This is a genomic window from Shewanella sp. Choline-02u-19, from assembly GCF_002836205.1.
Classification (GTDB): domain Bacteria; phylum Pseudomonadota; class Gammaproteobacteria; order Enterobacterales; family Shewanellaceae; genus Shewanella.
In genome coordinates this window covers 55,881-82,109 of record NZ_PJBE01000013.1, presented here as the reverse complement: position 1 = coordinate 82,109, position 26,229 = coordinate 55,881, and the positions used below count along the sequence as shown (strand labels likewise).

Here is a 26,229-nt window from a genome sequence, read left to right as displayed (position 1 = left end):
GAATCATTATAACGAAATGTAATTTTATTACAAGTATTCCCATCAAAAAAGCCAATAAAGCACTTTTTACGTAATTTAATTACACTAATATCCAGTAAAAAGCCGACATTTTAGTCGGCTTCTGAAAATTACTGACTATCGACCATATAGTTAAATAGCCCGACCAAAGGCGTTGCCGTTGGGCTGCCGTATTGTGGGTGCCCTTCTGTGGCACTGCCTGCAATGTCTAAATGTGTATAAGCGATAGGCTTGTCACTATTCAAGCCATGACGGCTTAAACCCGATGCTTGGATTAAAAATGCAGCAGGATATTGATGCCCTCGCGCAGTAACCGAAGAGGGAGCATTATTTGACGAAAGCATATCTGCAGCGCCAGATGGGTCCACTATTTTGCTAAAGTCATCTCGACGTAATTGTGACACTTCTATAGGTTCGCCCCAAACAGCCGCTTTTTGCTGCATACGTTCAGCCACATTAGCTTGCTTAGCCACACTATTTTCTACCGCCGCGGTATAACCACCAAAACAACGAACGACATGTCCGGTTAACGTCGCCACTGAGAACATTTCAGGACTCACCGCAGACTCCGCTTTAATACGCAGATGAGACAACAAGTCGGCTAAAACAAGTCGCCCTTCGGCATCGGTATTACCAATTCGAACCCGTTTACCTGCATGACTGGCGATAATTTCATCGGTGACAAACGCTTCGCTACCAATACTATTTCGCACTAATCCTAACTCAGCAACAATGCGTATGCCTTTAGGTTTAAGCATACTCACGGTTTTCATTAAGCCCGCAACGGCAGCAGCGCCACCTTTATCTCGACTCATGCCAGCCATTCCACCAGCAATCTTTATATCAGCACCGCCAGTGTCGTAAATAACCCCTTTACCTGCAAATAGGAAGGTACGCTGAATATCGCCTTCACCGACATATTCAAGCTTTAGCACCCGGGGTTGATGTCTTAGCACCGCAAAAGATGAACGGCCAACTGCACATAACAGCGGGTAATCACGCTCTAGAATATCTCTGTCTTCTACAACAGATATTGTTAAGCCACTATCAGTAAACGCTGCCAAACAATAATCAGCAAAAGCGGGTGCTGACATACGCTCGGGTTCGGTACCACATAGATCTCTCGCAAGAGTACGACCCTCTTCAATCGCGGTTAACGTCGCAGCATTATGCGTATCACTCAATAAACCAATGCACTCTAACTCCTCATCCGCCCCACCCGCTTCTCGCAGCTCTAACGCTTGCCATAGTTCTTGACCACATGCTAACGCAGCAACTTCGCCCGATTTTTGATAGCGTGCATCAGCGATACCATTAACCAGCAATAACGGCCGTTTTGCCCCCGCCTCTTTGGCGACTCTAATACCACTGCGTGCGGCATCGGCAAAGACGCGGACATCTTCATATTCATCAGCAGCTTTTTTCACTGGCGCAATCACTAAGCGTCCACCCGCCATACCTGGCGCAAACAACAATGTCACTGACTTGCCGACACGTTGATCGACTTTTTGGCCATGATCAGCCAGCATTGCTACTTCATCTACTTTTATCGATTTAAGATCCGCGGAAACCACCACCAGCGCATCCCAACCGTTACCTTCAAAAATTGCCTCTTTATCGACAACATCAACAAATTTTACAGCAGTCATAACCCTTCCTTTTTATTTTTAATTGTTGGCATTATTGTCCTATTGAGCGCAGATTACCAACGACTTAATAGTGCTTAAAAACTGATCTGGCAACTTCTGCTGACAGTCATCTGGTAAAGCGGCGTAAACCCCTCTTGCGCAAACAAAGACTATGGTAGAATATTGCCATTTTCAGCCTCCAGCGCACCAGCGCTCTAGTGATAATTTTAGATATAGAGGAATTTTCTGTGACCGCACTAAACCAGCTACAACCACAAGCACTATGGCAATGGTTCGAACAAATCTGTGCCATTCCACACCCTTCAAAGCATGAGCAAGCGTTGAGTAAGCACATTCGAGCATGGGCAAAAGACAAGCAGCTTTCCGTTATTGAAGATAAAGTGGGTAACTTGATCATCAAAAAACCTGCAACTGCGGGCATGGAAGATCGTAAAATAGTGGTACTGCAAGCCCATATAGATATGGTTCCACAAAAGAATGCCGACAAAGTGCATGATTTTGAAAAAGATCCTATCGATGCTTACGTTGATGGTGACTGGGTTAAAGCGAGAGGCACTACGTTAGGTGCTGATAATGGCATCGGTATGGCTTCAGCATTAGCGATTCTCGGCGCTAATGATATTGCCCATGGTCCACTTGAAGTCTTATTGACTATCGATGAAGAAGCTGGAATGACAGGCGCATTTGGCTTAGAAGCTGGCACACTTGAAGCTGAAATTCTTATCAACACAGACTCTGAGCAAGAGGGTGAGATCTACATGGGTTGCGCCGGCGGCGTTGACGGTCAAATCAGTGTTCCTATGGTGTGGCAATCTCCAGAGCCGACTAACTCGAGCTTCACGTTATCGTTAGCAGGTCTTAAAGGCGGTCACTCGGGGGTTAACATTCATTTGGGTCGCGGTAATGCGAATAAATTACTCGCTAGATTCCTATTCGATCATAGCGATGAGCTTGCACTTGAGCTAACTAACTTCACTGGTGGTTCACTACGTAACGCTATTCCGCGTGAAGCACAGTTTAGCTTTATGATCCCAGCTGAAAACGTGACAGTGCTGCAGCAACGTATAGCTGAGTTCCAAGCTTTAGTTCGCCAAGAGCTAGCGATTGCAGATCCTGACACTACCTTGACATTGACTGAGATCCCAGCCGAAACAAAGGTGATGAGTGAAGACTCACAACAGATCTTAATTGATATCCTCAATGCCTGCCCTAACGGCGTAGTGCGTATGAGTGACGAAGTTGCAGGCGTAACAGAAACCTCGCTTAATGTCGGTGTCATCAGTACTGAAACAGATTCTGTTCAAATACTTTGTCTTATCCGTTCATTAATCGACTCTGGCCGCGAAGAGATAGAAGGCGTATTAACCTCTTTGAGTAATCTTGCGGGTACCAACGTTGAATTTAGCGGTGCTTATCCTGGTTGGAAACCTGACAACAGCTCACCAGTAATGGAAAGTGTCCGGGCAACGTATGCCGACATCTATAAAAAAGAGCCAACGATTATGGTGATCCATGCAGGTCTTGAGTGTGGTTTATTTAAAAAGCCTTACCCTGAGATGGACATGGTTTCTATTGGTCCGACCATTCGCTACCCACACAGCCCAGACGAAAAGGTTAACATCACCACCGTTGGCCAATATTGGAAACTATTGTTAGCGGTACTTGAACGCACACCCGTTAAAGGCAGCTAAATTAGCCTGTAACCTGTGCGGTGAGTCAAACGCACAAGCTAAAAAGCCGCTAACTGTTTAGCGGCTTTTTTCGATGAGTACTTTGCAGTATTCTAACATTGACCAACAAAGGCATTAAAATAAGGCGACTAACATACTCGTTCTACAGCCCTTGTGTAAAAGTCCTTAGTTTAAACCATTTGATTAAAACCCTAAGTCCATCTGTGGAGCAACCGTTTGCACCTCATCGTCAGTCGATGCGCTAGACGCCAACCCAACGGCAACGCCTAACAAACGAATACCTCTACCTTGCTGCCTTTCCAAGGCTTGCCCTAATAACTGATAAAACAAATTAACCGAGACCTCATCGCTACGGTGCTCTATGGTAGTTTGTTTAAAATCATCAAACTTAAGCTTTACCACTTGTTTATGAATGGTACGCTTTTTGGCACTGCGACCCACTCTGGCCCCTAACTCTTGAATCAGTTGCGGCATAACGGCTTTACACTGCTCTAATGTATGTATGTCTTTGGCTAATGTTGTTTCTACCCCAACTGACTTACGTTCTCTGTTCGACGAAATACCACGGGTATCTATACCTTTTGCCCTTTCTATCAACACAGAACCAAACTTTCCAAATCGCTCTACTAGCTTATTATCCGGATAGGCTTGCACATCACTACAGGTATGTAGGCCGATATCAGCTAACTTTTTAGCGGTGACTTTACCTACCCCTGGAATTTTAATCAGTGGCAGTGTTTTAACGAACTCTTCAATCATTTCAGGACGGATAACATATTGGCCATTAGGTTTATTAAGATCGGATGCTATTTTTGCTAAAAATTTAACTGACGCTATTCCTGCGGAGGCTGTAAGCCCCGTTTCCAGAAAAATATCTTGCCTGATGGCTTCTGCAATACGCGTGGCAGAGCCTTGGCAATGAGGGCTGTCAGTCACATCGAGATAGGCTTCATCTAAAGACAGTGGTTCAATAAGACTGGTATATTTAGCAAACACCGCGCGAATTTGACTGGAAACGTCTTTATATACCTGCATCCTGCCAGGCACTAAAATGAGATCAGGGCAAAGCTTGAGTGCATAACCTGATGCCATTGCTGAGCGCACGCCAAATTTTCTGGCCTCATAGCTACAAGTACTGATAACACCACGGCGATCACTCCTTCCCCCCACTGCAATGGGCTTGCCTCTCAGCTCTGGAAAATCACGCATCTCTACTGCAGCGTAAAAGCAGTCCATATCGACATGAATTATTTTTTGCAATCTTAAGCCCTCTACAGAAGATATTACTGTATATAAAAACAGTACTCAAGCAAAGTTAACTAAATAGTGCTTTCAGCGGCAGTGGATACGTATTAATGGCTTATGATTGGATCAAAAAAAGGAGCCAATGGGCTCCTTTTTTGGGTTTAATCTCGAGCTTTATCTCATGCTCAATACTGCAGAGTACTAGGGGCTATTGATCTTTCGAGCTTGGTTTTTGTTCGAATTCAATGCTTTTAGTACAAGGCTTGAGCGATGCTGCTTAGCTGGCTAAGCGAAAAGCTCGTAACGCATTCTAGTCATAAAGGACTAAAATCACTGAAACGAACCCGAAGGGCCGCGCTTCTTGGCCATTTTTACTGTGTTGTAAGTTATTTGTGGAGAATGACTAAACGACATAACCTCCGCCTTGTCAAAATCGCCAATAAACTGCGGCAAAAACAACTGTGAAAGATCAACTGCCCCTAGATTTTGAACTGCTTAATATTACTCGACAATGACTCTGTTACCCGAGCAAAACTGTCAAAGTTACGTGATAGCTCTTCGCTTGCCGCCAAAGAATCATCTGATAAAGCACGAACATTTTCAACATTGCATGCCACCTCTTCAGCAACCACCGCTTGTTGGCCAACAGCCGCCGATATCTCGATGGTTTGCTGCTGAATAGCGCCAATAGCACCGGTAATGCTATCGAGCGCCAGCTCAACTTTAGCGGTGAGATCCTGACCAATATTAGCCTGCTCGACTCCCGCTTCCATCACTTGCTCAGCTTCATTAGCATTTTGCTGTAGCGTCTGAATAATCTCTTGGATGTTCGCGGTTGAATCTTGAGTGCGCGAGGCTAATGTGCGCACCTCATCAGCTACAACCGCAAAACCACGCCCTTGCTCACCAGCTCTTGCAGCTTCAATAGCAGCGTTAAGTGCTAACAAGTTGGTTTGTTCTGCAATGCCTCTGATGACATTGAGGACTTCACCTATTTGCTCAGAGCGGGTGCGTAATTGCTTAACCACTTTAGCGGCTTCAATCACCTGCACCGATAAAGACTGCATACCTTGAGTTGCTTGCGCAACGATGGCTCCACCCTCTATCGATTCAGCTTGTGCCTTATCGGCAAAGTCGCTAGCACGTTGTGCACTTGCTGCCATCTCTTGGCTAGTATGCGCCATCTCGGTGGCAGCAGTTGCAACAGAGGCTATCTCCGCTTTCTGCTGCGCGACGGAGTTAAGCGCTCGTTCGCTGACTTCAGACGCAGCTGAAACGCCGTGTTCAACTTCTAAAGTTAAGTCTCGAGTATCTTGTAGCATTCCCTGAACTTTTGCGGCGAATCGATTGAATGCATCACCCAGTTGTCCAAGTTCATCCTCTCTGTCCATTTGGATACGCTTAGCTAAATCATTATCGCCTTCAGCAATATCTTCCATCGCTCGCAGTAAGTTATTGATCTGTTTTCTAAACGGAAGCAACATTCCCCACACCGTTACACCGACAAAAAGCATGATCAAACAAGAGAGTAAAATTGAGTTGATAATAGCATCGGTCACTGGAGCCTCAATGACCGCCGTTGGCAACATGAACGCCAAATGCCATTTCTGTTCGGGGAAATCCCCCCCCACTTCCACAAAACTCACTCTTTGCTGCTCACCTTTAAAAGTGACTTCGGCAAAACCAGAGGTTTGTGATTGCATTTGTTGGCTTAAGGTACTAAAGCCTTTGGTGTCTCTAAATTGGCTATCCACTTTTTCAACATCAGAGCCAGGTGGGAATTGTTCAGTAAAACCAGGAAAGTAGACCAATTTACCCGCATCGGTAATTAAGAAGGCTTGGCCTGATCCTTGGTATTTAATCGGCGCTAGTAGTTCACTACCTATGGTGTCGATTAATATGTCCATCCCCCCAATGCCGATAAACCGACCGGATTGATCTTTTACAACTGTTTTCACTGTTGCCGAGATTGATCCGTCGTTAGCATCTACGGCTGGATCACCGACAAACATGCCGTTTTGATCAATCGCTTCTTGCCACCATGGGCGCTTGTTAGTGTAGTACTCACTATCGTTGTAGCGACCATTAAGGTCAAAGTACTCAAAGGTATTAGCGGAGCCGAAAAACACCGACTTAATGTCGCTGTCTTTATCTGAGAAAAATTTAAAGTAGTCAACAATAGCTTGGTATTGTTTATCTGAAGAGAGGTCTCTTGAACGACTATCATATTTACCGAACCATTCTAACACCATAGGATCAGCAAAGACGGCGTGGATCAATTGACCTTTAGCGACAAAATAGCTGCGAACTTCGTTAGATTTAAGTTGTACTAGACCGCTTAGGTCGTTGTCGATTTGCTGACGGGTACTGGCACTTTCATTCTTAACTAAGAACAATGCAACGAGGGTAAAAAGTACCGCCAAAGCCCCAACAATTGCCACAACTAGCTGCATACTTAGCGAGCGTTTAAACCAATGCATCCTATATCCCTTTATAATTATATTTTTTTAGGAATAATGAATTTAACAGAAATTTGACAAGATTAAAGCACAAAGTACAACATTAATTACTAGCAGCTTAATTAGGAGCTAACTGAGAACGAAGAGGATTAATCGCGGTAGCCAATAACATTAGCTAATGATATGCAAGTGAAAAACTATGATATCGTTTGTTACTGTGTAATAGCAGAACAAGATGTTTTAACAAAAAATTTGGACAGTTCTAGCACTAAACAGAGCACAATTGAAGAGACCTAAAGATTAAAATAGAGTTGTCAGCATTGACAGCTCATCTGCAGAAAGAGCAGATTTAGTCGTGTTAGCTTTGTGCATTGCCTGTGAACGACGATTTCCAGACTGAGCCAACTCAAGTTGTTGCTCTAGTCGTTCAATCTTACCAAGAAGACGTTCGATTGTTAGCTGATTTTCACTTTCGTATGTGTTGCTATTGCCTGTAATCATCATAATCTCTCCTTTCTTCTCAAGTTGTGTTCACGTTTTCTATTAAATTAACTATCGAATTAATCACACTACTGGACTTTAATATTAGTCTAAAAAACCAACAACGCCACTAATTATGGTATTAAATTTGAGAATAATAGTAACTTAGAGAAGCTGAATATTCACTGTACAGCAGTGGATAAACCACAAAGATGGGCAATATAAAAGTCTAGGCAATAACGATAGAGAGCATTAGGCACCATCACTAGTCGAAGCTCAGGTGCCTACTAAGTCATCTATCTATTGTAAAAATAGCAGGCTACATTTTACTTTGTAGATAATTAGGTAAACCGACTTTATCAATCAGGCCTAACTGTTTCTCTAACCAGTACATATGGTCTGATTCGGTCTCTTCGAGCAAAACCTCTAAAATCTCACGACTCTGGTAATCTTTTTTCTGTTCGCATAATGCAATTGCCACACGCAAGTTATCAGCGACTTGATACTCGTATGCTAAGTCATTCTTGAGCATCTGTTCGGTATCTTTTCCGATATTGAGCGGCTCACGACTGGCAACATCAGGAGTGCCTTCTAAAAACAAGATACGTTGCACTAGCTTCTTAGCATGTTCACGCTCATCATCAGATTCATGAGAGATCCGTTCATGCAGTTCATTCAGGCCCCAATCTTCATACATCAGTCCATGTACGAAATATTGATCCATTGCTGACAACTCACCGGTGAGCAGTTTGTTTAATGTGTCGATAACCTCTTTATTGCCTTTCATAAAAGTCTCCGGTTAGTCCATTTTCGATTGTAAGTAGTTTTGAATGCCTGTCAGTGAAATAAGCTCTAATTGGGCTTCAAGCCAATCCAAATGCTCCTCTTCATCTTCTAACAGATCTTCTAACATGTCGCGGCTGACATAGTCTGCTGACAGTTCGCATAGAGCAATTGCTTCTCGCAATGAAACAAGTTGCTCTTCTAGCATCACTTTGTCGCATTCCAACATCTCTTGGCTATGCTCACCAATACGGATTTTGTCTAATTGCTGTAGGTTTGGCAGTCCTTCAAGGAACAAAATACGTTCAATAACCTTGTCGGCATGCTTCATGTCTTGGATTGATTTTTTGTAAGCTTTTTCATTTAGCTCACCCAATCCCCAGTTTTTAAACATTCGGGCATGGAGGAAGTATTGGTTGATTGCGGTCAGTTCACTGGTCAGCACTTTATTTAACTGGCTAATGACCTTGGGTTGTCCTTTCATCTGCTCATCCTTAGTAAAATTGATCTATATCAATAACCACAGCCTAGAGCAAAAAACATACAAAAACAAATTAACCTTATATTTCAGTTCTTTATGAAAGGTAACCATTATCATTAGCACTACAATTCCTAATTAGCGCGCACGTCGTTAATTCTCGATTTTATCGAGCAAAACTAGTGTATTGAATCGGGAGAGCTGTGAGTTTACCGATCTTTAAAGTGGATGTTCAGCTGTTAGATAGCAGATAAAAGTGTCTAGCGCTAACAATAAAAGATATAAAAAAGGCCCCTCAAGAGGAGCCTTAATAACCGTCGTCAACACGAACTTAGATAATTCTGTTCTGTTCTAGTTTTTCGCGACGTTCTTGTTCAGCCATTTTGGCCTTACGTTTATCACATGGATCATCACAATCACATGCTTTCTCAATTCCTAGCGCGCCTAGACCACCGCAGCTTCCTGCCACCACCTGTCTCTTAACAAGATAGCCTATCGACATTAAGAAAAAAAATGCGAGTAACGCGACAAATGCCGCTATAAATGTGCTCATATTCGACTCCAACTACTGAGTGACGAAAGGTTTAAAAGCCTCACTATAAAAAACTTTAAAGCCATCTTCCTGCTTTTCTATTAGCATTATCGCAAGATGCTCGCGATTAGCAAGTTCTAGTGACGCCTGAGTCCCTAAAACCATCATCGCAGTAGCGTAACCATCAGCAACCATAGACTCGGCATGCAGCACAGTAACAGATGCTAATTTGTGGTCAATTGGGTAGCCACTTCGTGGATCAATTAAATGAGAGAAGCGTTTGCCCTCCTCTTCATAATAGTTACGATAATCTCCAGAAGTTGCCATTGCCATATTTTCAAGTGAAATAACTTGCTGAATACCACTGCTGGTATCACCTGGTTGCTCTATTGCAATACGCCACAAAGAACCATCAGCTTTTGTTCCACGCAGGCTAATCTCACCACCAATCTCAACCAAATAACCCATGGGTTGATACTTGTCTAATAGTGCAGCTATTTTATCAACACCAAAGCCTTTTGCAATCGAAGATAAATCGACATATAGATCAGGATTTTGCTTACTCATCTTATTGCCGTTTAACGATAGATACTCTATGCCTGTACGGCTTTTTGCATCGTTTATCATCTCTGCTGACGGAATAGTCGTTGGCCGTTTATCGGGTCCAAAGCCCCACAAGTTAACAAGCGGGCCTAAAGTAATATCAAGCGCGCCATCGGTAATCTTGTAGAGCCTAAGTCCTTCTGCCACCACTTTAGCGGTATCAGCAGAGACTTCCATCTGTACATTACGTGTCAGTTGATTAAATTGAGACAACTCAGAACTTGGTCGGTAGGTTGACATTTGATCGTTCACTTTTTCAAGTGCCATATCAATTTCAGCCTGCAAGAGTTGAACATCTGGTAGCAACTCGCTGCGCACAACTTTAATATGATAAGTTGTGCCCATTGTGTTACCAGACAGTGAAATTACTTCAGTAGGTTTACTACATCCTGAAATAAAAAAGGCTAACCCGATAAGGGCCAGCCAGTTTACTAAGGTCTTAAACATTATGACCTAGATCTCCAATTAGAGAGGGGGTTAGCCACCGAAGTCATCGAGTAGGATGTTTTCATCTTCGACACCAAGATCTTTAAGCATGCTAATAACAGCAGCGTTCATCATTGGTGGGCCACACATATAGAATTCACAATCTTCTGGTGCATCATGATCACGTAGGTAGTTTTCAAACAACACGTTATGAATGAAGCCTGTGTAACCATCCCAGTTATCTTCAGGTTGTGGATCCGACAGTGCGACATGCCACTTGAAGTTATCATTGTCAGCCGCTAGGCCATCAAAATCTTCAACATAGAACATTTCACGACTAGAACGGGCACCATACCAAAAGCTAATCTTACGCTTAGAGTTAAGACGCTTAAGCTGATCGAAGATATGTGAACGCATTGGCGCCATACCCGCACCACCACCGATAAAGACCATTTCAGCATCAGTTTGTTTCGCAAAAAACTCACCGAATGGACCCGAAATAGTGACCTTATCGCCCGCTTTTAGGCTAAAGATGTACGATGACATCTTACCGCAAGGCAGCGTAAGGTTACGCGGTGGAGGAGACGCAATACGTACGTTCAACATGATGATACCTTCCTCTTCAGGATAGTTCGCCATTGAGTATGCACGGATTGTTTCATCTTCAACTTGAGACTCAAGGTTAAAGAAACCAAAGTGTTCCCAGTCACCACGGTATTCTGCAGGAATATCGTAATCTGCATATTTAACGTGGTGCGCTGGTGCTTCAATCTGGATGTAACCACCAGCACGGAAAGGTACTGAATCGCCACCAGGAATTTGCAGCTTAAGTTCTTTAATGAAAGTGGCTTTGCTATCGTTTGAGATAACTTCACACTCCCACTTCTTAACACCGAAAATCTCTTCTTCTAATTCGATTTCCATATCAGCTTTAACGTTTACCTGACAAGATAAACGGCAGCCCTCACGAGCCTCACCTTTGCTAATATGATCCATCTCAGTCGGCAGAATATCACCACCACCTGATTTAACGTGTACTTTACACTGACCACAAGTACCACCACCACCACAAGCAGACGAGACGAAAATACCGCTCTCTGCTAATACACCTAGTAGCTTGCCACCTGCAGCAGTTGTAATTGCTTTTCCTGCATCATCGTTGATGCCGATGATGACATCTCCGCTTGGTACTAGCTTTGATTTGGCAAATAAAATAACCAAAACTAAAACCAATACAATTGCGGTAAACATACTCACACCGAGATATACATCGATTGGAGTAGATTCAAGAATACCCATTAACTTATCCTTAAAGGTTCAAATTAAGACGTCGTTAGGTGCCTCTTTACAGAGACACACCAGAGAACGACATGAAACCTAGAGCCATTAAACCTGCGGTAACAAAGGTAATACCTAGTCCGCGAAGCCCATTAGGAACATCAGCATATTTTAACTTCTCACGGATACCAGCAAGCAAGACAAGTGCTAATGCCCAACCGATACCAGAACCAATACCAAACACTAAACTTTCAGTCAGGTTGTAGTCACGCTCAACCATGAAAGAGACTGCACCGAAAATTGCACAGTTAACAGTGATTAGCGGTAGGAAGATCCCCAACGCGTTATATAACGGTGGAAAATACTTATCCAATGCCATCTCAAGGATTTGCACCAAAGCTGCGATAACACCGATAAAGGTGATGAACTTCAAGAAGCTCAAATCCGCATCTGGAACACCCGCCCAAGCTAAAGCACCTGGAGCAAGAATACCTTGATAGATAATTTGGTTAACGGGAACTGAAATTGCCAGTACCACGATAACGGCAACACCGAGTCCCATAGCAGTTTTAACTTTCTTTGATACTGCTAAGAAAGTACACATACCGAGGAAAAAGGATAACGCCATGTTTTCAATGAAAACAGAACGAATTAGTAGACTAATATAATGTTCCATTATGCTTATCCTTTTGCTTCTACTTGCTCTGGCTTCATAGTACGGATAATCCAGATCAATGCACCGATCAGGAAGAACGCACTAGGAGGCAGAAGCAATAGGCCGTTAGGCTGATACCAGCCACCGTCTGAAATCTTGCTTAAGATTTCAATACCGAACAATGAACCGTTACCAAACAATTCACGTACGAAGCCTACAGACAATAGAATTGCACCGTAGCCTAGACCATTACCGATACCGTCCATGAAACTCATCAATGGCGGTGTCTTCATCGCATAAGCCTCAGCGCGGCCCATCACAATACAGTTAGTAATAATCAAACCAACGAATACTGAAAGTTGCTTAGCAACATCGTAAGCATAAGCTTGTAGTACTTGGTCAACCACGATTACCAGTGACGCAATAATCGTCATCTGCACAATAATACGCACACTACTTGGAATGTGATTACGGATCATTGAGATGAACAAGTTAGACAGTGCCGTTACCGCAGTAAGTGCAATGGTCATTACAATCGCCGTTTCCATTTTACTGGTAACAGCTAGTGCACTACATACACCCAGAATTTGCAAAGCAATTGGGTTATTACTGATGATAGGTCCGGTTAGAACCTGTTTAAGTTCTTTAGCATCAGCCATTAGCTAATCCCTCCATTGCGAGCTTTTTCGATAAAGCGAGCAAAGCCCTCTTCACCTAACCAGAATGTCAGAGAATGCTGTACGCCATTACTTGTCAACGTCGCACCAGACAGTGCATCAACACCGTATGGAGAAGCGGCAACAGTCGGGTTTTTAGTGACACTGATAGCAAGGTTGCCCTTTTCATCGTATAACTTCTTACCCGTCCACTTAGCAATCCACTGTGGGTTTTGCACTTCACCACCGAGACCTGGCGTTTCACCAGAACCGGTAAAGCTGTAATAAACCAAGCTACGAATCGTATTTAGATCAGGCTCAACAGCAAGGAAAGCAAACATCGTTGACCACAAGCCATAACCTTTAACAGGAATAATCACTGTCTGTAGTTGCTGGTTGTCATCACGAACAAGGTAAACCACGGCATTATTTGCAACACGCTTAACTGACGCTATGTCATTTTGCGGTACAAAAGAAGTCGTTAGAGTACGCGCTGCTTTTTCTGCATCAAAAGTATCTGCATTACCTTCAACCCAGTCACCCGTTTTAAGATCAACGAGTTTAGCCTCTACATGCTTATTGTATATTTCAAGAACCTGCGCCTTCTCAACTTTACCGTCTTTAGTATTAATCAGACCAGCAGCTTCAAGAATATACTTTTGCTTATCAAGTAATTTGTTTTCTTGCTGAATCGGTTTCAATAATACTGCGGCCGTCGAAACGAACATAGAGCAGATGAAACATAAGCCAACAACAACAAACAGTGTTCTTCCGAACGAATCTTTATTACTAGCCACGAGCAATCCTCCGCTTGATATTCGACTGAACCACAAAATGGTCAAATAATGGAGCAAATAGGTTAGCGAATAAGATGGCCAACATCATGCCTTCTGGGAAAGCAGGATTGATAACACGAATAAATACCGCCATAGCACCGATTAAGATACCGTAAGCCCACTTCGCATTATTAGTGAAAGACGCTGAAACAGGGTCTGTCGCCATGAACATCATACCGAATGCAAAACCACCTAACACTAGATGCCAATACCAAGGCATGGCAAACATTGGGTTAGTGTCGCTACCAACCGCGTTAAGGAGAAATGAAACGGCAATCATACCGGCCAAAACACCACCCACGATACGCCATGAAGCAATGCGGGTATAGATGATAACTGCGCCACCAATCAAGATAGCCAGTGTCGAAACTTCACCAACAGAACCTGGAATGAAACCGAAGAACGCGTTCCACCAATCTTGAGTAATTCCATATTCCAATGTGCCTTGCGCCGCTTGGCTCAGTGCAGTTGCACCAGAGAAGCCGTCTGCAACGACCCAAGTAGTATCGCCAGACATGTTTAGCGGATAAGCAAAGAATAGGAATGCACGACCTGCAAGTGCTGGGTTTAAGAAGTTACGACCAGTGCCACCAAAGATCTCTTTCGCCACAACCACACCAAAGGTGATACCTAAAGCAACCATCCATAGAGGAATTGTTGCAGGCAGTGTTAGTGCGAAAAGAATCGAGGTAACAAAGAAGCCTTCGTTAATCTCATGGCCACGTACTGATGCAAATAGCACTTCCCAAATACCGCCGACAGCGAATGTCACTGCGTATATGGGTAGGAACCAACAAGCGCCATACCACATCAATGCGGCCACACCTGAATTTGCAGTCAATTCAGTACCAAACAACCCGAACAAAGCAACCTGCCACGTATCAGGAGAGCCAAAGCCTGCTGCTAACGCGTCTTGTGCTTGTAAACCTACGTTGTACATACCGACAAACATAGCTGGGAATGCACATGCCCAAACCATAATCATCATACGCTTTAGGTCCAAGTTATCACGAACATGGGTACGACCCTTGTTCACCTGACCTGGCGTATAGAAGACAGTATATGCAGCTTCAAAAAGCGCATAAAACTTCTCGTATTTACCGCCTTTTTCAAATTGCGGTTCAATATTTTCGAAAAACTGTTTTAAGCCCATTAGCCTTCCCTCACGATCGTATCTAAACAGTCACGTAGATATGACGCATAGTCATACTTACCAGGACATACGAAAGTACACAGTGCCAAATCTTCTTCATCTAACTCCAATGCACCTAATGTTGCAGCGCCATCGTAGTCACCAGAAACAAGATCACGCAGTAGCATAGTCGGAAGAATATCCAGCGGCATAACTCGCTCATAGTTACCAATCGGTACCATAGCGCGGTCAGAACCACCGGTGCTCGTTGTCATATTAAACAAACGAGAAGATGAAAGATGCCCAAGAAATGCACGAGTGATAGAGAACTTATCGCTGCCAGGCATAGCCCAACCAAATAATTCTTTCTCAGTGCCTTCTTCTAACAAGCTAATTTGGTTGTGGTAACGACCAAGATAAGCATGAGGACCAACGGCAATACGTCCACTCAAAACGGAACCGGAGATAACACGTACGTTACCTTCGCTTACTTCATTTTGAATCAACTCAGCCATGGCGGCGCCGACAACAGTACGAACTAATCGAGGCTTAACCGCTTTAGGGCCTGCTACAGATACCACTCGTTGAGTGTTTAACTCACCAGTAGTAAATAGCTGACCTATCGCGATAACATCTTGATAGTTAATCTGCCATACGGTTCTATTAGCAGAAGCTGGTAATAGGAAGTGTATATGAGTACCTGGCAAGCCTGCTGGGTGTGCCCCTGCAAACTCTTCAACTTGAGCATTAGCAACAGGAATATCAGCGCCTGGTGCTTTACAAAGGTAAACTTTACCTTCGGTTAACTTTGAAAGTAGCGTTAAGCCATTTTCAAAATCAGCTTTATGCTCAGCAATCACGACAACAGGATCTGCTGCCAATGGTTGAGTATCAATCGCGGTGACGAAAATACCGGCTGCAGTTGAATCAACTGCGGGTACTCTACTGAAAGGACGCGTTCGCAAAGCCGTCCACAAACCTGACTCGATCAGGTTGTCACGAACTTGCTGAGTCTCAACTGATTCTATTGCAGTGGCGTCAAATTTAGCAAAAGAGATACTGTCATCCCCTTCTACGTCAATAACAACAGACTGCAGAACACGTTGAGCGCCCCGGTTAACTTCGGAAATTGTGCCACTGGCTAAAGCAGTATATTTCACGCCCAAATTCTTTTTATCTTCAAAAAGAACCTGACCTTTTTTAACTTTATCGCCCACTTTGATTTTCATCGTAGGACGTAAGCCAATATACTCTTCACCCAAAATAGCTACATGGTTGATGGCCGGGCCATCATAGATAACTTGCTCTGGCCCACCGACTAGGGGTAGGTCCAATCCTTTCTTTATTGTAATCATATCCACAAGCACTACGTTATGAAGGAAAGACAATGCGCCGCGTTCCTGCTAAACACACAAGTTTTAAACAAACCTTTTTTTCGTGTTGAGCTAGCGCAGATTTATCACAGAAATGCGATCGCAATCACGCTGGTCGCGCGCATTTTACCCCAAATATCACTAGGTCGCCATGAAAAATATGCCTGTTTTAAAAGGTTGCCGACGTTTTAATAACAAACATCCCGAATTGATGAGATGTTTAGGTTTCAATTAGTTGCCACCGATCTCCCTTTATCCATAGCTATAAAGGGGTTAATCGATTTTAATTGAGAAAAATGCAACTAACATTAGGCGGATATGATTAACAACGGTCTTGAATTCAAATGCCGATTATTTAATCGACACCTCTTTGTCTCATTGGACAATATGACCAAAGAATCAGACAATTGCAGCTTGAATTTGACCTTAATATAGACAATGTGTGATTTACATTCCCCGCTAAGCAACTCAAATAGCTTTTAAATCGATCGCTAAGTAGCCAGTTATTATGCCTCGGTCGCAATTTAACAAGTTAACGGTCAAAAAAGCCTATCGACGCACTATTAACTGATGACTAAGCAAAAACAACAAAAGCGGCTAAAGCCGCTTTTTTAACATCACCGACACGACTAATATTACAAGCCGTTTAAGATCTCATCGCTCAAAGTGAGTTCATCGTTACGGTTCACATTTATCCCTGCAGATATGATGCTGCGAGCAATCTCTTTGGCTTGTTCTAACGAATGCATCTCATAAGTACCGCATTGGTACTCATTGAGCTCGGGGATCTCAGATTGCTCAACCACGGCAAGTACATCTTGCATGGCCGCCAACCAAGCATCAGCCACAATCGACTCTGTTGGTGTACCGATAAGACTCATGTAAAAACCGGTACGACAGCCCATAGGTGAAATATCGATAATCTCGACATTGCCGCCATTTAGGTGATCACGCATAAAACCGGCAAAAAGATGTTCAAGAGTATGGATGCCTCTTTCACTTAATATCTCTTTATTTGGTACACAAAAACGCAGATCAAATACCGTTATTGTATCGCCCTTAGGCGTCGACATTGATTTGGCAACGCGAACTGCTGGTGCATTCATTCGAGTATGGTCAACGGTAAAACTATCTAATAACGGCATATTAATCTCCAAATTTGCTCTTTGTTTACCATCGAGCACGGTGTAGGTTACTGCCTTAATCGACTGTAAGGATTTTTTGGTATCAGCTGATACTTACGTACCCCAGCGTAGTAGTCAATATTAAGCACCATTAACTTTTTTCATTATTGAGCCTTGCAGAGACGGCTTTGCCGTTGCTTTCTTTGACCAAGTCGCAAGTTAAGCCATCACCTCTGCAGCAATTAACTTATCAATAACCCTAAGATTACGGCTCATGCAGCCTGGGAATCGCCGCACTTAGCGGCGTGATGCACACCAAATGCTAAGTCATAGTAAGATCCGCCGACTCTGTTATACCAATTGCATTAAAAGTTTGACCATTGCGCGGGAATTCAAAGCCCTGTAAGCAAGATGGGGGGTTGAAGCAGGAAATAGACAAAGTAAGCTGCCAACAAAGTTGAGCAGATGTCATCGAGTAAACTAGAACAAGGTCAAAACACATTCATAAGTAAAAGCCAGCATCTTTTATTTCACATTTCAGCGCTTTAAACCAAAAAATCACAGCGCTATGCTGTGATTTTGTAAACGCGTTTTACTAATTGTATGACTAATACTAGCCTTTACATTTAGGAGATGCAGGTACTGCAGATTCAAGCGCCCACTCTTCAGGTGTAAATGTATGCATAGAGAGTGCATGTAAGCCTTGAGAAAACTCTTCGGCTAATGCCTCGTTTACCGCTCGGTGACGCCCAATCAGACGTTTACCCACAAATTCACTGCTACTAATAATCACTTTAAAGTGAGTTTCTGAGTTTGGCGGTACGTGATGGTTATGGCTTTCATTGATCACTTCTAAGTGCGAAGGTGAAAGTGCTGCGGTGAGTTTTTCGGTAATGATCTGTTCAACTGACATAACGATGTTCTCAAATGGCATAAATGCGATTGCGGCAGATTACTGCCATGAGAAGTAAAGGTCAACTCTAGCCTGTTTACGGATACGGTGACACGCACATTAGCCTTATCGGATAGTTTGCAGCAAAGCCCAGTCAGTATCACCGTTTAATTCAACAGCAGAGCTGTCGATAACAACGTCCTTTAAATAATACTCACCCTTAAATCGTTAGATATTCCTTCCAACAGTTCAACCACACTCTCGTTGCTTACCTCATTTGGCAGTAATACGGTAAGCTTTGAAGTAAATACTGTCTGCCCGATAGTCGACACATGCACCCGGTTAAACTCCATATGCTCAATGCCAAGATCTAGATTAACTAATACATCCACGATCTCTCGCGTCAAGCCAGGACGATCTTTACAATCCACATTAAGATGAAGCTCCCTAACATTACTCAACGGAGCTGCATTGGATGCTTCAAATAAAAAAGTGAGTTTGGGAAACTGTCGCTCAAACTGAACTTTTAAAGGCTGTGACATGTCATCTTCAATAGCCACTTTTAACAAGGCCGCAAAATGGTGATCAACCTTAATAACCTTGCTGGTTATCCACTCACCACCGGCTTGCCGTGTTTCTTCAGCCAGGGCTTTAATCACACCAGGAGTAACAGCGCCTAACACTGTTGCAATAAACATCTTTTTCATCGAAAACTCCTTAACCGTCATAAGTGAAGAGCCCTCAGCCCATTTCACAATTTAATAGCTGTTAACGTTAATAATTTTATACGTAACTACAACTCCTTGTTCCAGCATAGAGTAATTATTAAGCGTAGAGTGCGAACTTGCTAACAAAACGGTATAAATTTGACGAAGAGTTACTCGTCACAAATGAAAGTGAGGTATTAGCTGCCTAAAGGTAAAATTGATTCTGCTTTGCGACACTCGTAATCGTTTGGGTAACGCATGTTCCCATTGTGCCTGCATTGGCCAGTGCATGATGAGTAGATCACCACTATTTAGCGCCAGTACTATTTTTTCTTTCGTACGTTTGTGTCGCAGAAAAAAGTCTCGGTTTGCACCTAATGTCACCGAGGCGATATCACTTCCTGCTTCAATCTCTTTCTCATCATCGCTATGCCAGCCCATCGACTCAGTGCCATTTTCATAACAGTTAACCAGCACGCCATTACTCATCAGAGAGAAATCTCGGTTTAGCTTTTGTCGCAATTTATCAGCATATTTTGGCCATGGTAGAGCTTCGATAAACAGGCCTGAGTAAAAGTAATCGCAGCCCTTGTCTGCAAACCAAGCTTGGCTTCGAGGGATAGGATGACTTTTACCGTATACCACCAATTCTGGCCGACTCATCGGATATTGCCTCGCCTCAATCAATAGCGCTTGTTGCTGAGCCTCATTAAGGTACCCCTTGATTAATGTATAAGGTGCAGACACAGGTTTTGCTGATCGATCCGCCTGCGCAAAATTCTCCGCCGTCTTTGACTTATCTACGCTCGATGGTGTTTGTTCATCAAAGCCAAAGCCCTCTTGTTTCATCCTTCCTTCTCCTTCTCATACTGCTTTTAAAGTCATCAAATGTGCTAGAAAGCTATCATTACACCTAACATATACCTAAGATCATAAATCTGCGATAATACGCGCCCGCATTTATTTGGTACTTATTGGCATATGACGACACAATTTTCAGTATCGAGCATCGATCTCGAACTCTTCCGTTACCCTAGCAGACAAGAGTCTAACCTGCAGGCTTGGGACGCTGCCGATGAGCACTTAGTAAAGCATCTAATCGACACAGAGCAAGCGGCGGTCAACACCACGATTGTAAATGATGGCTTTGGTGCGTTAACTGCAGGTTTGTTATCCATTAACCCTCAATGGCCACTAACGCTAGAAACAGACGCAAAAACCAGTTTACTGGGCACAAGCCAGAACCTAACGCGCAACCAACTCAGTGAAGATAGCCTCACATGGGTTAACAGTCGTGACGAGTTGCCGCAAGGCATCGAACTGGTGTTAATGAAACTACCAAAGAATCTTAACTACTTTAGCCACCAGCTAATGAGATTGTCACATGTCCTGCCAGCGGGAACGCCCGTGCTGATAGGGGCTAAAGCTAAATCGATTAATAAGTCACTGCTAGAAACCATTAGCCGTAATCTTGGTGAGGCTAGCGCTAGCCTCACTTGGAAAAAGACCCGCGTTATTACCTGTATCGCAGATGGTAAAGCACGTACCTTACCCACCACCACAAACTGGTCAGTAGACGAGTGTCAGCTGCAGATAAGTAATTTGAGCAATGTGTTCGCCGCTAGCAAACTTGATATAGGCGCACGGATCATGCTCGACAACATGCCTAAAGGTGATTTTAAATCGATTATCGATTTGGGCTGTGGCAACGGTATTTTGGGCTTACACGCTAAACAATGTTTTCCAGAAGCTTACATACACTTTATTGATGACTCAGAGATGGCTGTCGCATCGGCGAGAGACAACTGGGCATTGAATGATTTGGATAACCCCACTCTGATTGGCGAGCAAGCCACTTTTGCTTGGGATGATTGTCTAACACACATGAGCGAAGGCTTCCGCCCAGATTTAATCTTATGTAACCCTCCTTTTCACCAAGGTGAAGCGATTACCGATCATATCGCATGGCAGATGTTTTTAGATGCATTTAGACGTTTAAAGAATGGCGGGATCTTACATGTGGTAGGTAATCGACATTTGGCTTACCACGTAAAGTTACAGCGTATTTTCAAGAATTGTACGACGGTGGCATCAAATGGGAAATTTGTGATTTTACAGGCACAAAAAATCAGTAAAAAAGCGCAAGAGCCTGAGCTTGAAGTTGAGCTTGATACAGATAAAATGTCTGATACGCCGCACCCGCAAAGTGCCCTGTACGGTAAACCTAACGCTTAGGCTTAGGCTTATTGGCATTAATACACTATAGATAGACAATAAAACGGTGAGCGATTAACTCACCGTTTTTTATTGCGTAAATTAAGACAATTAAGACAATTAACTTATCCCATCAGCACTGGCTACAACCTATTTAGCGTCGGTAGCCGACTTTACTGCAACGAGCGGCTCTTGTGGCTCATCGCTGTTAGTATTCTGACTCTCATTATAAACATCTAACCTTGTGATTTGCGATTCAGCCGTCGCGGGCGGCGCAAACAGTATTTTAAAACGCTGCATTGGACTGAGGTTTGCCGCGAAAGTGTCTTTAAACATATCGCGCCACTCTGTAAAGGTGACCACTAACGGATTAAAGCTATTGATAGGCTTGGTAATGCCGTACTCAACCGTTTCGACTTCCTTTTCAAAAGTACCAAATATGCGGTCCCAAATAATCAGGATCCCAGCGTAGTTTTTATCGATGTATTGCGGATTACGCCCGTGATGCACTCGATGGTGCGAGGGCGTATTGATCAGCCATTCCAAAATCCCCAGAGACTTTACCGCTTGAGTATGGACAAAAAACTGCAACCCTAAATTAAGTAGTACCACAAACACCACCCAATTAGGATCAAAGCCGACCACCACTAACGGCAACCAAAAGATCCACATCCCTGCTAACGGATACATTAAGCTTTGGCGAAATGCGGTACTAAAGTTCATGTTCTCCGAGCTATGGTGAGCCACATGAGCTGCCCACATCCAGCGAATTCGATGGCTGGCACGATGGAACCAATAATAGCAAAAATCTTGAGCAACCATCAATGCGACAAATGTTGCGCCATTCATCTCTATATCAAATAGCCGCCAACCAAAAAACACCAAATAAAGCTTGGCGATTAACAGTCCTGTAAGGATATCTGTTAACTGATGCATACCTGCCAAACCAAAATTACACAATACTTCTGGCAGATGATAGCGCGCATTAAGCGGTAATCGATTTTGCCTATCGCCGACATACCATTCTAATAAAATACAGACGAAGAAAATCGGTGCCAATACCAGCAGCAAAACTTCAGGGTGGGAGATCAGTGAATTAAAATCCATCTTATATTGTCCTTCTATAGTCTCTAGTTATTACTCACCCCCTAAGAAGCAGGATTGTTCAGCTTAATTACCAACGGGCGAAGTGATCTTCGGTTAAACCCAATACATTGGTTAATGGGTGCTGATTGCCCAGGTTATCCGTAATAAATCCGTTAAAGTGCCCGAGGTACTGCCTAAAATTGCTTTTAATTAGCCATAAGTTTAGCTTTTCTTGGCGACAATTTTGCGGGGTAAACGTGAGCTCAACCTGGCCATTGTCGGAATAGATCCGCCACTGCCGTGCTTGCTCCCCTTTTATCCGCTGTCGCGTAAACTCAAAATGCACTGCACCGAGCAGATGTCGCTCGCCATTAAGCCAAAACACATTTTCATTGCAACCGGTCTCATTCACGCCAGCGGCTAAGTTAAGTCCTAAACTACCTTCATCAGTTAAACTGTTAATACTGGCCCAGCGCCAACTAGTTTCACGACGCATAAAACCGGCACTAAAATCATAGCCCGCCGTCACCCTTTGCAATGGTTGTGGCTCATGATTAATCAGCAAGGTACCTTTTACATTCAGTGCATTGTGTTTTTGGGTATAGGTCCAGCCGCTATAACCTGTTGGGTTACACATGGCCATAGGTAAGCTCAGCGGTTCAGGTTGCAAATATAAATCAGCTTCAATGCCTAACGTATCGAGTTTTACACGCCAGCGACCCTGCTCAATATCAAATTCAACGGACCCTTTAACGCTTTTTATTTTCGCGCCGCCCTGCATAGGGGAAGCTGACATCTGATAGCCCATCCTCAAAGGTTTGAGCCAGCTTGTTTCAATCAACTGGTTTTGCTTAATGTCATACAAATAGCAAAACGCACTACCCACATAACGAATATCAGCCAGCGCAACGCCAATGACATAATGGGGAGTCACAATACTGACAAACTGAAATTGCTTAAAGTCGAAATATTTAGCCCACTGTGATGCAGGCTTGTCCATTTCGTTAAAGTAACGGAATTTATCAGCCGCTAAATTGACAACCGGGCCATCGAAATGCCCATAGATCGCGCAGCCTTTATCATCGATAAGACTTTGGGGAGCTGTAGAACTGGTAAGAACTTTTGGTGTCCATGGCACACGATTCGCTGACATAACGCGTAAATCCGTAAGAGTAGATTTGACCTTTTACTCTAACTGGAACTGACGCAGGTTAAAAGCTGTTCAAGGTTTTTTTGTTAACGAACTGTAAATCAATTAGGTCTATAGCCTATAGAAAGGATGGCGGTTAGAGGAGGGGATAAATATAAAGTGGCAACTCTCTATCAGCAAATAGCGCCTTATATTAAAGACGCTATTAGCATTCAATCTACACTTCTAAAATTGGTAACTGATACCAAAGTTAACGTTTTGAGCCGTTAACGCTTGAACGGGAATATATTGGTACTCAATATTCATACCAAAGCCCGAATGAAAACGAACCTCCCACCCCACAGCTGCGTATAAATCAATATCATTTTCGTTAGAATGTTGAAGTTCGTCATTGCTCCAACTACTTCCCCATTCATAGCTCAGCTTATTAGCGCTCCCCCCTAACTTAGCATATAAGCTGTTTCTTTCAGATAACATATACTTTCCATAGAGAGTGGTTCTAAAACCTGAATATTCGATATCGTTAATCTGGCCAAAAATACTCCCAAAAGCACTGGCTAATCCGCTACTACCGGCAAAATACCCCGCCTCGATACCGAAATTGTCATGCCACATGTAGCGATAGTAAATATCATAAACAACGTTATCACCACTGGTTGAAGTGTCCTTCTCGAATCCATCAATTTCATTACCGCCATAGCCCACACTACCGCCTATAATATGTTCGCCTTCAGCAGCCATTGCGTTACAACTCAATAAACCCGCGACCAGGATTGTTAAAATACGCATATTTGTTCCCTTAATACACTTTACAAAGATAGTGAAATCCACTAATACATAGAAATAAACAGTTCACTTATACTAAGCCGCCATATTACAACAACTTTTATTGCGTCCGCCATAACAAAAACGGTCAGAAAAACTGATGTACTAAAAATCCACTCTGACTCTGGAAATCAGATCATCTTCTGGTATGCTGGAGCCAACCCAATTTTTGACAAAAATAGTGATAATGAAACCTCAACTTTTGATAATTGCAGTTGCTTTTTCCGTTATAGGCTGCGCGAGCCAGCCCCCAACACACATTGCGTTAAATCCAGAAATCCCCAGTATTACGCAACAGACAGGTGCCCTACTGCCAATCGCGATAGAAACTATCGATACCCGTTCAGCTAACTTCATCGTGCGATTTAATGATGGCGACAATGCAGCGCGCTTAGTGAGCCCGAGCGAAGCACCACGAGTACAAATGGATCAGGTCTTTAGAGATGGCTTTTCTCAAGCAGGTTATCATGTCGACCCAAGTTCGGTTAAGCACTTACAAATCCAAATAGAACAGTTATTAACAGATGTAGATGAAGGTACTTTTGGTTTTGAAGCTAATAGTCAGATCATCATCAATGTCATTGCTCAAAATACGCATCAGTCGCTGACTAAACGCTATCGAGCAAAAGGCATGTTAAAAGGCCCTTTTAGTGCTGATTTCGCCACCCTTGAACTTGAAATGAACAAGCTACTCGGTGAGCTCACTCGTGACATTATTAATGATCCAGAACTGAATCAGTTCATACAACAATAACGACAACGAGGAAGATTATGAAATCTTGGATGATAAATTGCGTTAGCTTAGTCGTGTTATTACTCACGCCGTTTGCCCATGCTGTCGATATTCAACCTAATACGCTATATCCCGAGGTTGAGTTTGACACCAGCATGGGAAAAATAGTGGTTGAGCTCGACAGAACCCGCGCACCACTGACCGTTGATAACTTTCTCACCTATGTTGTAAAAGGCCACTACGACAACACGCTATTTCACCGCGTTATTGCAGACTTTGTCGTGCAAGGAGGAGGCCTGGATTTAAATAAAGATGAACGTCCAACGGATAAACCCATTGTGAATGAGTCTGGCAGTGGCTTATCCAACTTAACCGGTACAATCGCAATGGCGCGGGAAGCTGAGCCACACTCAGCCACCAGCCAATTCTATTTTAATATCGCCGATAACGAAAAGCTCGATCCTTCATCGCGCCGTTGGGGCTATGCCGTTTTTGGTGAAGTCACGTCAGGCATGGAAGTTCTCGCGGCAATGGCTTTGGTGCCAACAGAGTTTAACAGTAAGCTTAAATGGCCCGACTTTCCTATCGAAGACATAGTATTAAAAAAAGCGACTTTGCTGCCTAGAAAGTAACAAATGTAAATTTTGAATTATTTTGAATTATTTGAGCAAAAGCCCTAAATTAGATCCTATACTTGCTGAGTAAGTAATAAGGAGGCGGTTCAATGACACCAAATGAGTTCATTGATGATAAAGCGCCCCAGCTGGCTTTTTATGGAAAAGCGTTTTTAAGTAATCAACTCGATTTCAATGAAATCCAGCTATATCTATGGGACACCCTAGAAGAATGGCAGATGTATGACCATCAGGGTGATGCGCAAACGGATATGGAACGTGTGTTTTGGCACCTACTGCATTCCTTCGACAAATGGCCCTTTTGGGCAATTAGAGGTAATCAGTTCTTGAGGCAGCAAGTCGATGACTGCTGTGACTATCTCAGTATTGGTGGAGAAATTCCTCAAGGATGTGTAGGCGTTAGACCTTAGTTTCAATCGAAAGCTTTAACTAAAAGCAACACCCAAAGCCCAAAGCCTCTCGCTTTGGGCTTTTTAGTGGGTCTAACCAATTATTCGTTGCCCCCACCATTAAATCCTTGAACCAAAGCAAACTCACCCGTAAGCTGTTTATATCCTGACTTTTTAAGC

26 protein-coding genes are annotated in these 26,229 nt (G+C 43.3%); 5 read left to right on the top strand and 21 right to left on the bottom strand.

The genetic code is table 11. The features are described 5' to 3' along the window. Window positions 1–128: 128 nt before the first annotated feature. Window positions 129–1,667: a M17 family metallopeptidase gene (locus CXF83_RS07230; RefSeq protein WP_101089970.1), complete on the bottom strand. Its 1,539-nt coding sequence runs from the start codon at window positions 1,665–1,667 to the stop codon at window positions 129–131. A gap of 227 nt (window positions 1,668–1,894) precedes the next feature. Between CXF83_RS07230 and CXF83_RS07225 the strand changes: the two genes are divergently transcribed. Then, complete coding sequence (locus tag CXF83_RS07225; protein WP_101089969.1) at window positions 1,895–3,358, top strand: aminoacyl-histidine dipeptidase; 1,464 nt, start codon at window positions 1,895–1,897, stop codon at window positions 3,356–3,358. Window positions 3,359–3,541: 183 nt separating this feature from the next. Here the strand turns inward: CXF83_RS07225 and dinB are convergent, their stop codons facing one another. The 17 genes from dinB to CXF83_RS07140 form a co-directional block, all read right to left on the bottom strand. Then, complete coding sequence (gene dinB / locus CXF83_RS07220) at window positions 3,542–4,618, bottom strand: DNA polymerase IV (RefSeq protein ID WP_101089968.1); 1,077 nt, start codon at window positions 4,616–4,618, stop codon at window positions 3,542–3,544. Between the two features lie 464 nt (window positions 4,619–5,082). Next, window positions 5,083–7,083 carry a methyl-accepting chemotaxis protein gene (locus CXF83_RS07215; RefSeq protein ID WP_101089967.1) on the bottom strand — a complete coding sequence of 667 codons (2,001 nt, stop codon included), beginning with the start codon at window positions 7,081–7,083 and terminating at the stop codon, window positions 5,083–5,085. Between the two features lie 279 nt (window positions 7,084–7,362). After that, the gene (locus CXF83_RS07210; RefSeq protein WP_101089966.1) at window positions 7,363–7,566 is read right to left on the bottom strand and encodes a hypothetical protein; all 204 of its coding nucleotides are present in this window, start codon (window positions 7,564–7,566) and stop codon (window positions 7,363–7,365) included. A 295-nt stretch (window positions 7,567–7,861) separates the two neighbouring features. Further along, a complete protein-coding gene (bfr, locus tag CXF83_RS07205; RefSeq protein WP_101089965.1) occupies window positions 7,862–8,329 on the bottom strand; it encodes a bacterioferritin in 468 nt (155 codons plus the stop codon). A gap of 12 nt (window positions 8,330–8,341) precedes the next feature. Beyond that, window positions 8,342–8,809, bottom strand: a complete 468-nt coding sequence (gene bfr, locus CXF83_RS07200) for a bacterioferritin (RefSeq protein ID WP_101089964.1) — start codon at window positions 8,807–8,809, stop codon at window positions 8,342–8,344. 325 nt (window positions 8,810–9,134) lie between these two features. After that, the gene (gene nqrM, locus CXF83_RS07195) at window positions 9,135–9,356 is read right to left on the bottom strand and encodes a (Na+)-NQR maturation NqrM (RefSeq protein WP_101089963.1); all 222 of its coding nucleotides are present in this window, start codon (window positions 9,354–9,356) and stop codon (window positions 9,135–9,137) included. Between the two features lie 12 nt (window positions 9,357–9,368). Then, window positions 9,369–10,385 carry an FAD:protein FMN transferase gene (locus CXF83_RS07190; protein ID WP_101089962.1) on the bottom strand — a complete coding sequence of 339 codons (1,017 nt, stop codon included), beginning with the start codon at window positions 10,383–10,385 and terminating at the stop codon, window positions 9,369–9,371. A 30-nt stretch (window positions 10,386–10,415) separates the two neighbouring features. Next, complete coding sequence (gene nqrF, locus CXF83_RS07185) at window positions 10,416–11,663, bottom strand: NADH:ubiquinone reductase (Na(+)-transporting) subunit F (protein WP_101089961.1); 1,248 nt, start codon at window positions 11,661–11,663, stop codon at window positions 10,416–10,418. Between the two features lie 46 nt (window positions 11,664–11,709). Beyond that, window positions 11,710–12,318 (bottom strand): NADH:ubiquinone reductase (Na(+)-transporting) subunit E, encoded by a 609-nt coding sequence (gene nqrE / locus CXF83_RS07180; protein WP_101089960.1) that lies wholly within the window; start codon window positions 12,316–12,318, stop codon window positions 11,710–11,712. 5 nt (window positions 12,319–12,323) lie between these two features. Further along, window positions 12,324–12,956 carry an NADH:ubiquinone reductase (Na(+)-transporting) subunit D gene (locus CXF83_RS07175; RefSeq protein WP_101089959.1) on the bottom strand — a complete coding sequence of 211 codons (633 nt, stop codon included), beginning with the start codon at window positions 12,954–12,956 and terminating at the stop codon, window positions 12,324–12,326. Further along, entirely contained in the window at window positions 12,956–13,750 is a 795-nt protein-coding gene (locus tag CXF83_RS07170; RefSeq protein WP_101089958.1) for a Na(+)-translocating NADH-quinone reductase subunit C, read from the bottom strand. Before CXF83_RS07170 ends, CXF83_RS07175 begins: the two co-directional genes overlap by 1 nt. Next, window positions 13,743–14,942 carry an NADH:ubiquinone reductase (Na(+)-transporting) subunit B gene (locus tag CXF83_RS07165; RefSeq protein WP_101089957.1) on the bottom strand — a complete coding sequence of 400 codons (1,200 nt, stop codon included), beginning with the start codon at window positions 14,940–14,942 and terminating at the stop codon, window positions 13,743–13,745. Before CXF83_RS07165 ends, CXF83_RS07170 begins: the two co-directional genes overlap by 8 nt. Next, complete coding sequence (locus CXF83_RS07160) at window positions 14,942–16,276, bottom strand: Na(+)-translocating NADH-quinone reductase subunit A (RefSeq protein WP_101090037.1); 1,335 nt, start codon at window positions 16,274–16,276, stop codon at window positions 14,942–14,944. Before CXF83_RS07160 ends, CXF83_RS07165 begins: the two co-directional genes overlap by 1 nt. A gap of 653 nt (window positions 16,277–16,929) precedes the next feature. Beyond that, window positions 16,930–17,439, bottom strand: a complete 510-nt coding sequence (gene luxS, locus CXF83_RS07155) for an S-ribosylhomocysteine lyase (protein ID WP_101089956.1) — start codon at window positions 17,437–17,439, stop codon at window positions 16,930–16,932. Between the two features lie 592 nt (window positions 17,440–18,031). Then, window positions 18,032–18,331 carry a BolA family protein gene (locus CXF83_RS07150; RefSeq protein WP_101090036.1) on the bottom strand — a complete coding sequence of 100 codons (300 nt, stop codon included), beginning with the start codon at window positions 18,329–18,331 and terminating at the stop codon, window positions 18,032–18,034. Window positions 18,332–18,513: 182 nt separating this feature from the next. Beyond that, window positions 18,514–19,017, bottom strand: coding sequence for an ACT domain-containing protein (locus CXF83_RS07145; protein WP_101089955.1), 504 nt, complete (start codon window positions 19,015–19,017; stop codon window positions 18,514–18,516). Between the two features lie 177 nt (window positions 19,018–19,194). Then, the gene (locus tag CXF83_RS07140) at window positions 19,195–19,866 is read right to left on the bottom strand and encodes an alpha-ketoglutarate-dependent dioxygenase AlkB family protein (protein WP_101089954.1); all 672 of its coding nucleotides are present in this window, start codon (window positions 19,864–19,866) and stop codon (window positions 19,195–19,197) included. Window positions 19,867–19,998: 132 nt separating this feature from the next. Here CXF83_RS07140 and CXF83_RS07135 point away from each other — a divergent pair, with 132 nt between their 5' ends. Then, complete coding sequence (locus CXF83_RS07135; protein WP_101089953.1) at window positions 19,999–21,252, top strand: methyltransferase; 1,254 nt, start codon at window positions 19,999–20,001, stop codon at window positions 21,250–21,252. 129 nt (window positions 21,253–21,381) lie between these two features. Here the strand turns inward: CXF83_RS07135 and CXF83_RS07130 are convergent, their stop codons facing one another. The 3 genes from CXF83_RS07130 to CXF83_RS07120 form a co-directional block, all read right to left on the bottom strand. Further along, entirely contained in the window at window positions 21,382–22,338 is a 957-nt protein-coding gene (locus tag CXF83_RS07130) for a sterol desaturase family protein (protein WP_101089952.1), read from the bottom strand. A gap of 67 nt (window positions 22,339–22,405) precedes the next feature. Further along, window positions 22,406–23,470 (bottom strand): DUF2804 domain-containing protein, encoded by a 1,065-nt coding sequence (locus CXF83_RS07125; RefSeq protein WP_101089951.1) that lies wholly within the window; start codon window positions 23,468–23,470, stop codon window positions 22,406–22,408. A gap of 222 nt (window positions 23,471–23,692) precedes the next feature. After that, entirely contained in the window at window positions 23,693–24,256 is a 564-nt protein-coding gene (locus tag CXF83_RS07120; RefSeq protein ID WP_101089950.1) for a porin family protein, read from the bottom strand. Window positions 24,257–24,479: 223 nt separating this feature from the next. Here CXF83_RS07120 and CXF83_RS07115 point away from each other — a divergent pair, with 223 nt between their 5' ends. From CXF83_RS07115 to CXF83_RS07105, 3 genes are all read left to right on the top strand, one after another. Continuing rightward, window positions 24,480–25,046, top strand: a complete 567-nt coding sequence (locus CXF83_RS07115; RefSeq protein WP_101089949.1) for a YajG family lipoprotein — start codon at window positions 24,480–24,482, stop codon at window positions 25,044–25,046. A gap of 29 nt (window positions 25,047–25,075) precedes the next feature. Beyond that, the gene (locus tag CXF83_RS07110; RefSeq protein ID WP_232775180.1) at window positions 25,076–25,657 is read left to right on the top strand and encodes a peptidylprolyl isomerase; all 582 of its coding nucleotides are present in this window, start codon (window positions 25,076–25,078) and stop codon (window positions 25,655–25,657) included. A gap of 92 nt (window positions 25,658–25,749) precedes the next feature. Beyond that, entirely contained in the window at window positions 25,750–26,070 is a 321-nt protein-coding gene (locus CXF83_RS07105; protein ID WP_101089947.1) for a hypothetical protein, read from the top strand. Window positions 26,071–26,229: the final 159 nt, after the last annotated feature.

Excerpts from the sequence above, each read along its gene's own strand:
- CXF83_RS07230 (WP_101089970.1), bottom strand. The coding sequence starts at position 1,667 with ATGACTGCTGTAAAATTTGTTGATGTTGTCGATAAAGAGGCAATTTTT.
- CXF83_RS07215 (WP_101089967.1), bottom strand. The coding sequence starts at position 7,083 with ATGCATTGGTTTAAACGCTCGCTAAGTATGCAGCTAGTTGTGGCAATT.
- CXF83_RS07210 (WP_101089966.1), bottom strand. The coding sequence starts at position 7,566 with ATGATGATTACAGGCAATAGCAACACATACGAAAGTGAAAATCAGCTA.
- bfr (WP_101089965.1), bottom strand. The coding sequence starts at position 8,329 with ATGAAAGGCAATAAAGAGGTTATCGACACATTAAACAAACTGCTCACC.
- bfr (WP_101089964.1), bottom strand. The coding sequence starts at position 8,809 with ATGAAAGGACAACCCAAGGTCATTAGCCAGTTAAATAAAGTGCTGACC.
- nqrM (WP_101089963.1), bottom strand. The coding sequence starts at position 9,356 with ATGAGCACATTTATAGCGGCATTTGTCGCGTTACTCGCATTTTTTTTC.
- CXF83_RS07190 (WP_101089962.1), bottom strand. The coding sequence starts at position 10,385 with ATGTTTAAGACCTTAGTAAACTGGCTGGCCCTTATCGGGTTAGCCTTT.
- nqrF (WP_101089961.1), bottom strand. The coding sequence starts at position 11,663 with ATGGGTATTCTTGAATCTACTCCAATCGATGTATATCTCGGTGTGAGT.
- nqrE (WP_101089960.1), bottom strand. The coding sequence starts at position 12,318 with ATGGAACATTATATTAGTCTACTAATTCGTTCTGTTTTCATTGAAAAC.
- CXF83_RS07175 (WP_101089959.1), bottom strand. The coding sequence starts at position 12,956 with ATGGCTGATGCTAAAGAACTTAAACAGGTTCTAACCGGACCTATCATC.
- CXF83_RS07165 (WP_101089957.1), bottom strand. The coding sequence starts at position 14,942 with ATGGGCTTAAAACAGTTTTTCGAAAATATTGAACCGCAATTTGAAAAA.
- CXF83_RS07160 (WP_101090037.1), bottom strand. The coding sequence starts at position 16,276 with ATGATTACAATAAAGAAAGGATTGGACCTACCCCTAGTCGGTGGGCCA.
- luxS (WP_101089956.1), bottom strand. The coding sequence starts at position 17,439 with ATGCCGTTATTAGATAGTTTTACCGTTGACCATACTCGAATGAATGCA.
- CXF83_RS07150 (WP_101090036.1), bottom strand. The coding sequence starts at position 18,331 with ATGTCAGTTGAACAGATCATTACCGAAAAACTCACCGCAGCACTTTCA.
- CXF83_RS07145 (WP_101089955.1), bottom strand. The coding sequence starts at position 19,017 with ATGAAAAAGATGTTTATTGCAACAGTGTTAGGCGCTGTTACTCCTGGT.
- CXF83_RS07140 (WP_101089954.1), bottom strand. The coding sequence starts at position 19,866 with ATGAAACAAGAGGGCTTTGGCTTTGATGAACAAACACCATCGAGCGTA.
- CXF83_RS07135 (WP_101089953.1), top strand. The coding sequence starts at position 19,999 with ATGACGACACAATTTTCAGTATCGAGCATCGATCTCGAACTCTTCCGT.
- CXF83_RS07130 (WP_101089952.1), bottom strand. The coding sequence starts at position 22,338 with ATGGATTTTAATTCACTGATCTCCCACCCTGAAGTTTTGCTGCTGGTA.
- CXF83_RS07125 (WP_101089951.1), bottom strand. The coding sequence starts at position 23,470 with ATGTCAGCGAATCGTGTGCCATGGACACCAAAAGTTCTTACCAGTTCT.
- CXF83_RS07120 (WP_101089950.1), bottom strand. The coding sequence starts at position 24,256 with ATGCGTATTTTAACAATCCTGGTCGCGGGTTTATTGAGTTGTAACGCA.
- CXF83_RS07115 (WP_101089949.1), top strand. The coding sequence starts at position 24,480 with ATGAAACCTCAACTTTTGATAATTGCAGTTGCTTTTTCCGTTATAGGC.
- CXF83_RS07110 (WP_232775180.1), top strand. The coding sequence starts at position 25,076 with ATGATAAATTGCGTTAGCTTAGTCGTGTTATTACTCACGCCGTTTGCC.
- CXF83_RS07105 (WP_101089947.1), top strand. The coding sequence starts at position 25,750 with ATGACACCAAATGAGTTCATTGATGATAAAGCGCCCCAGCTGGCTTTT.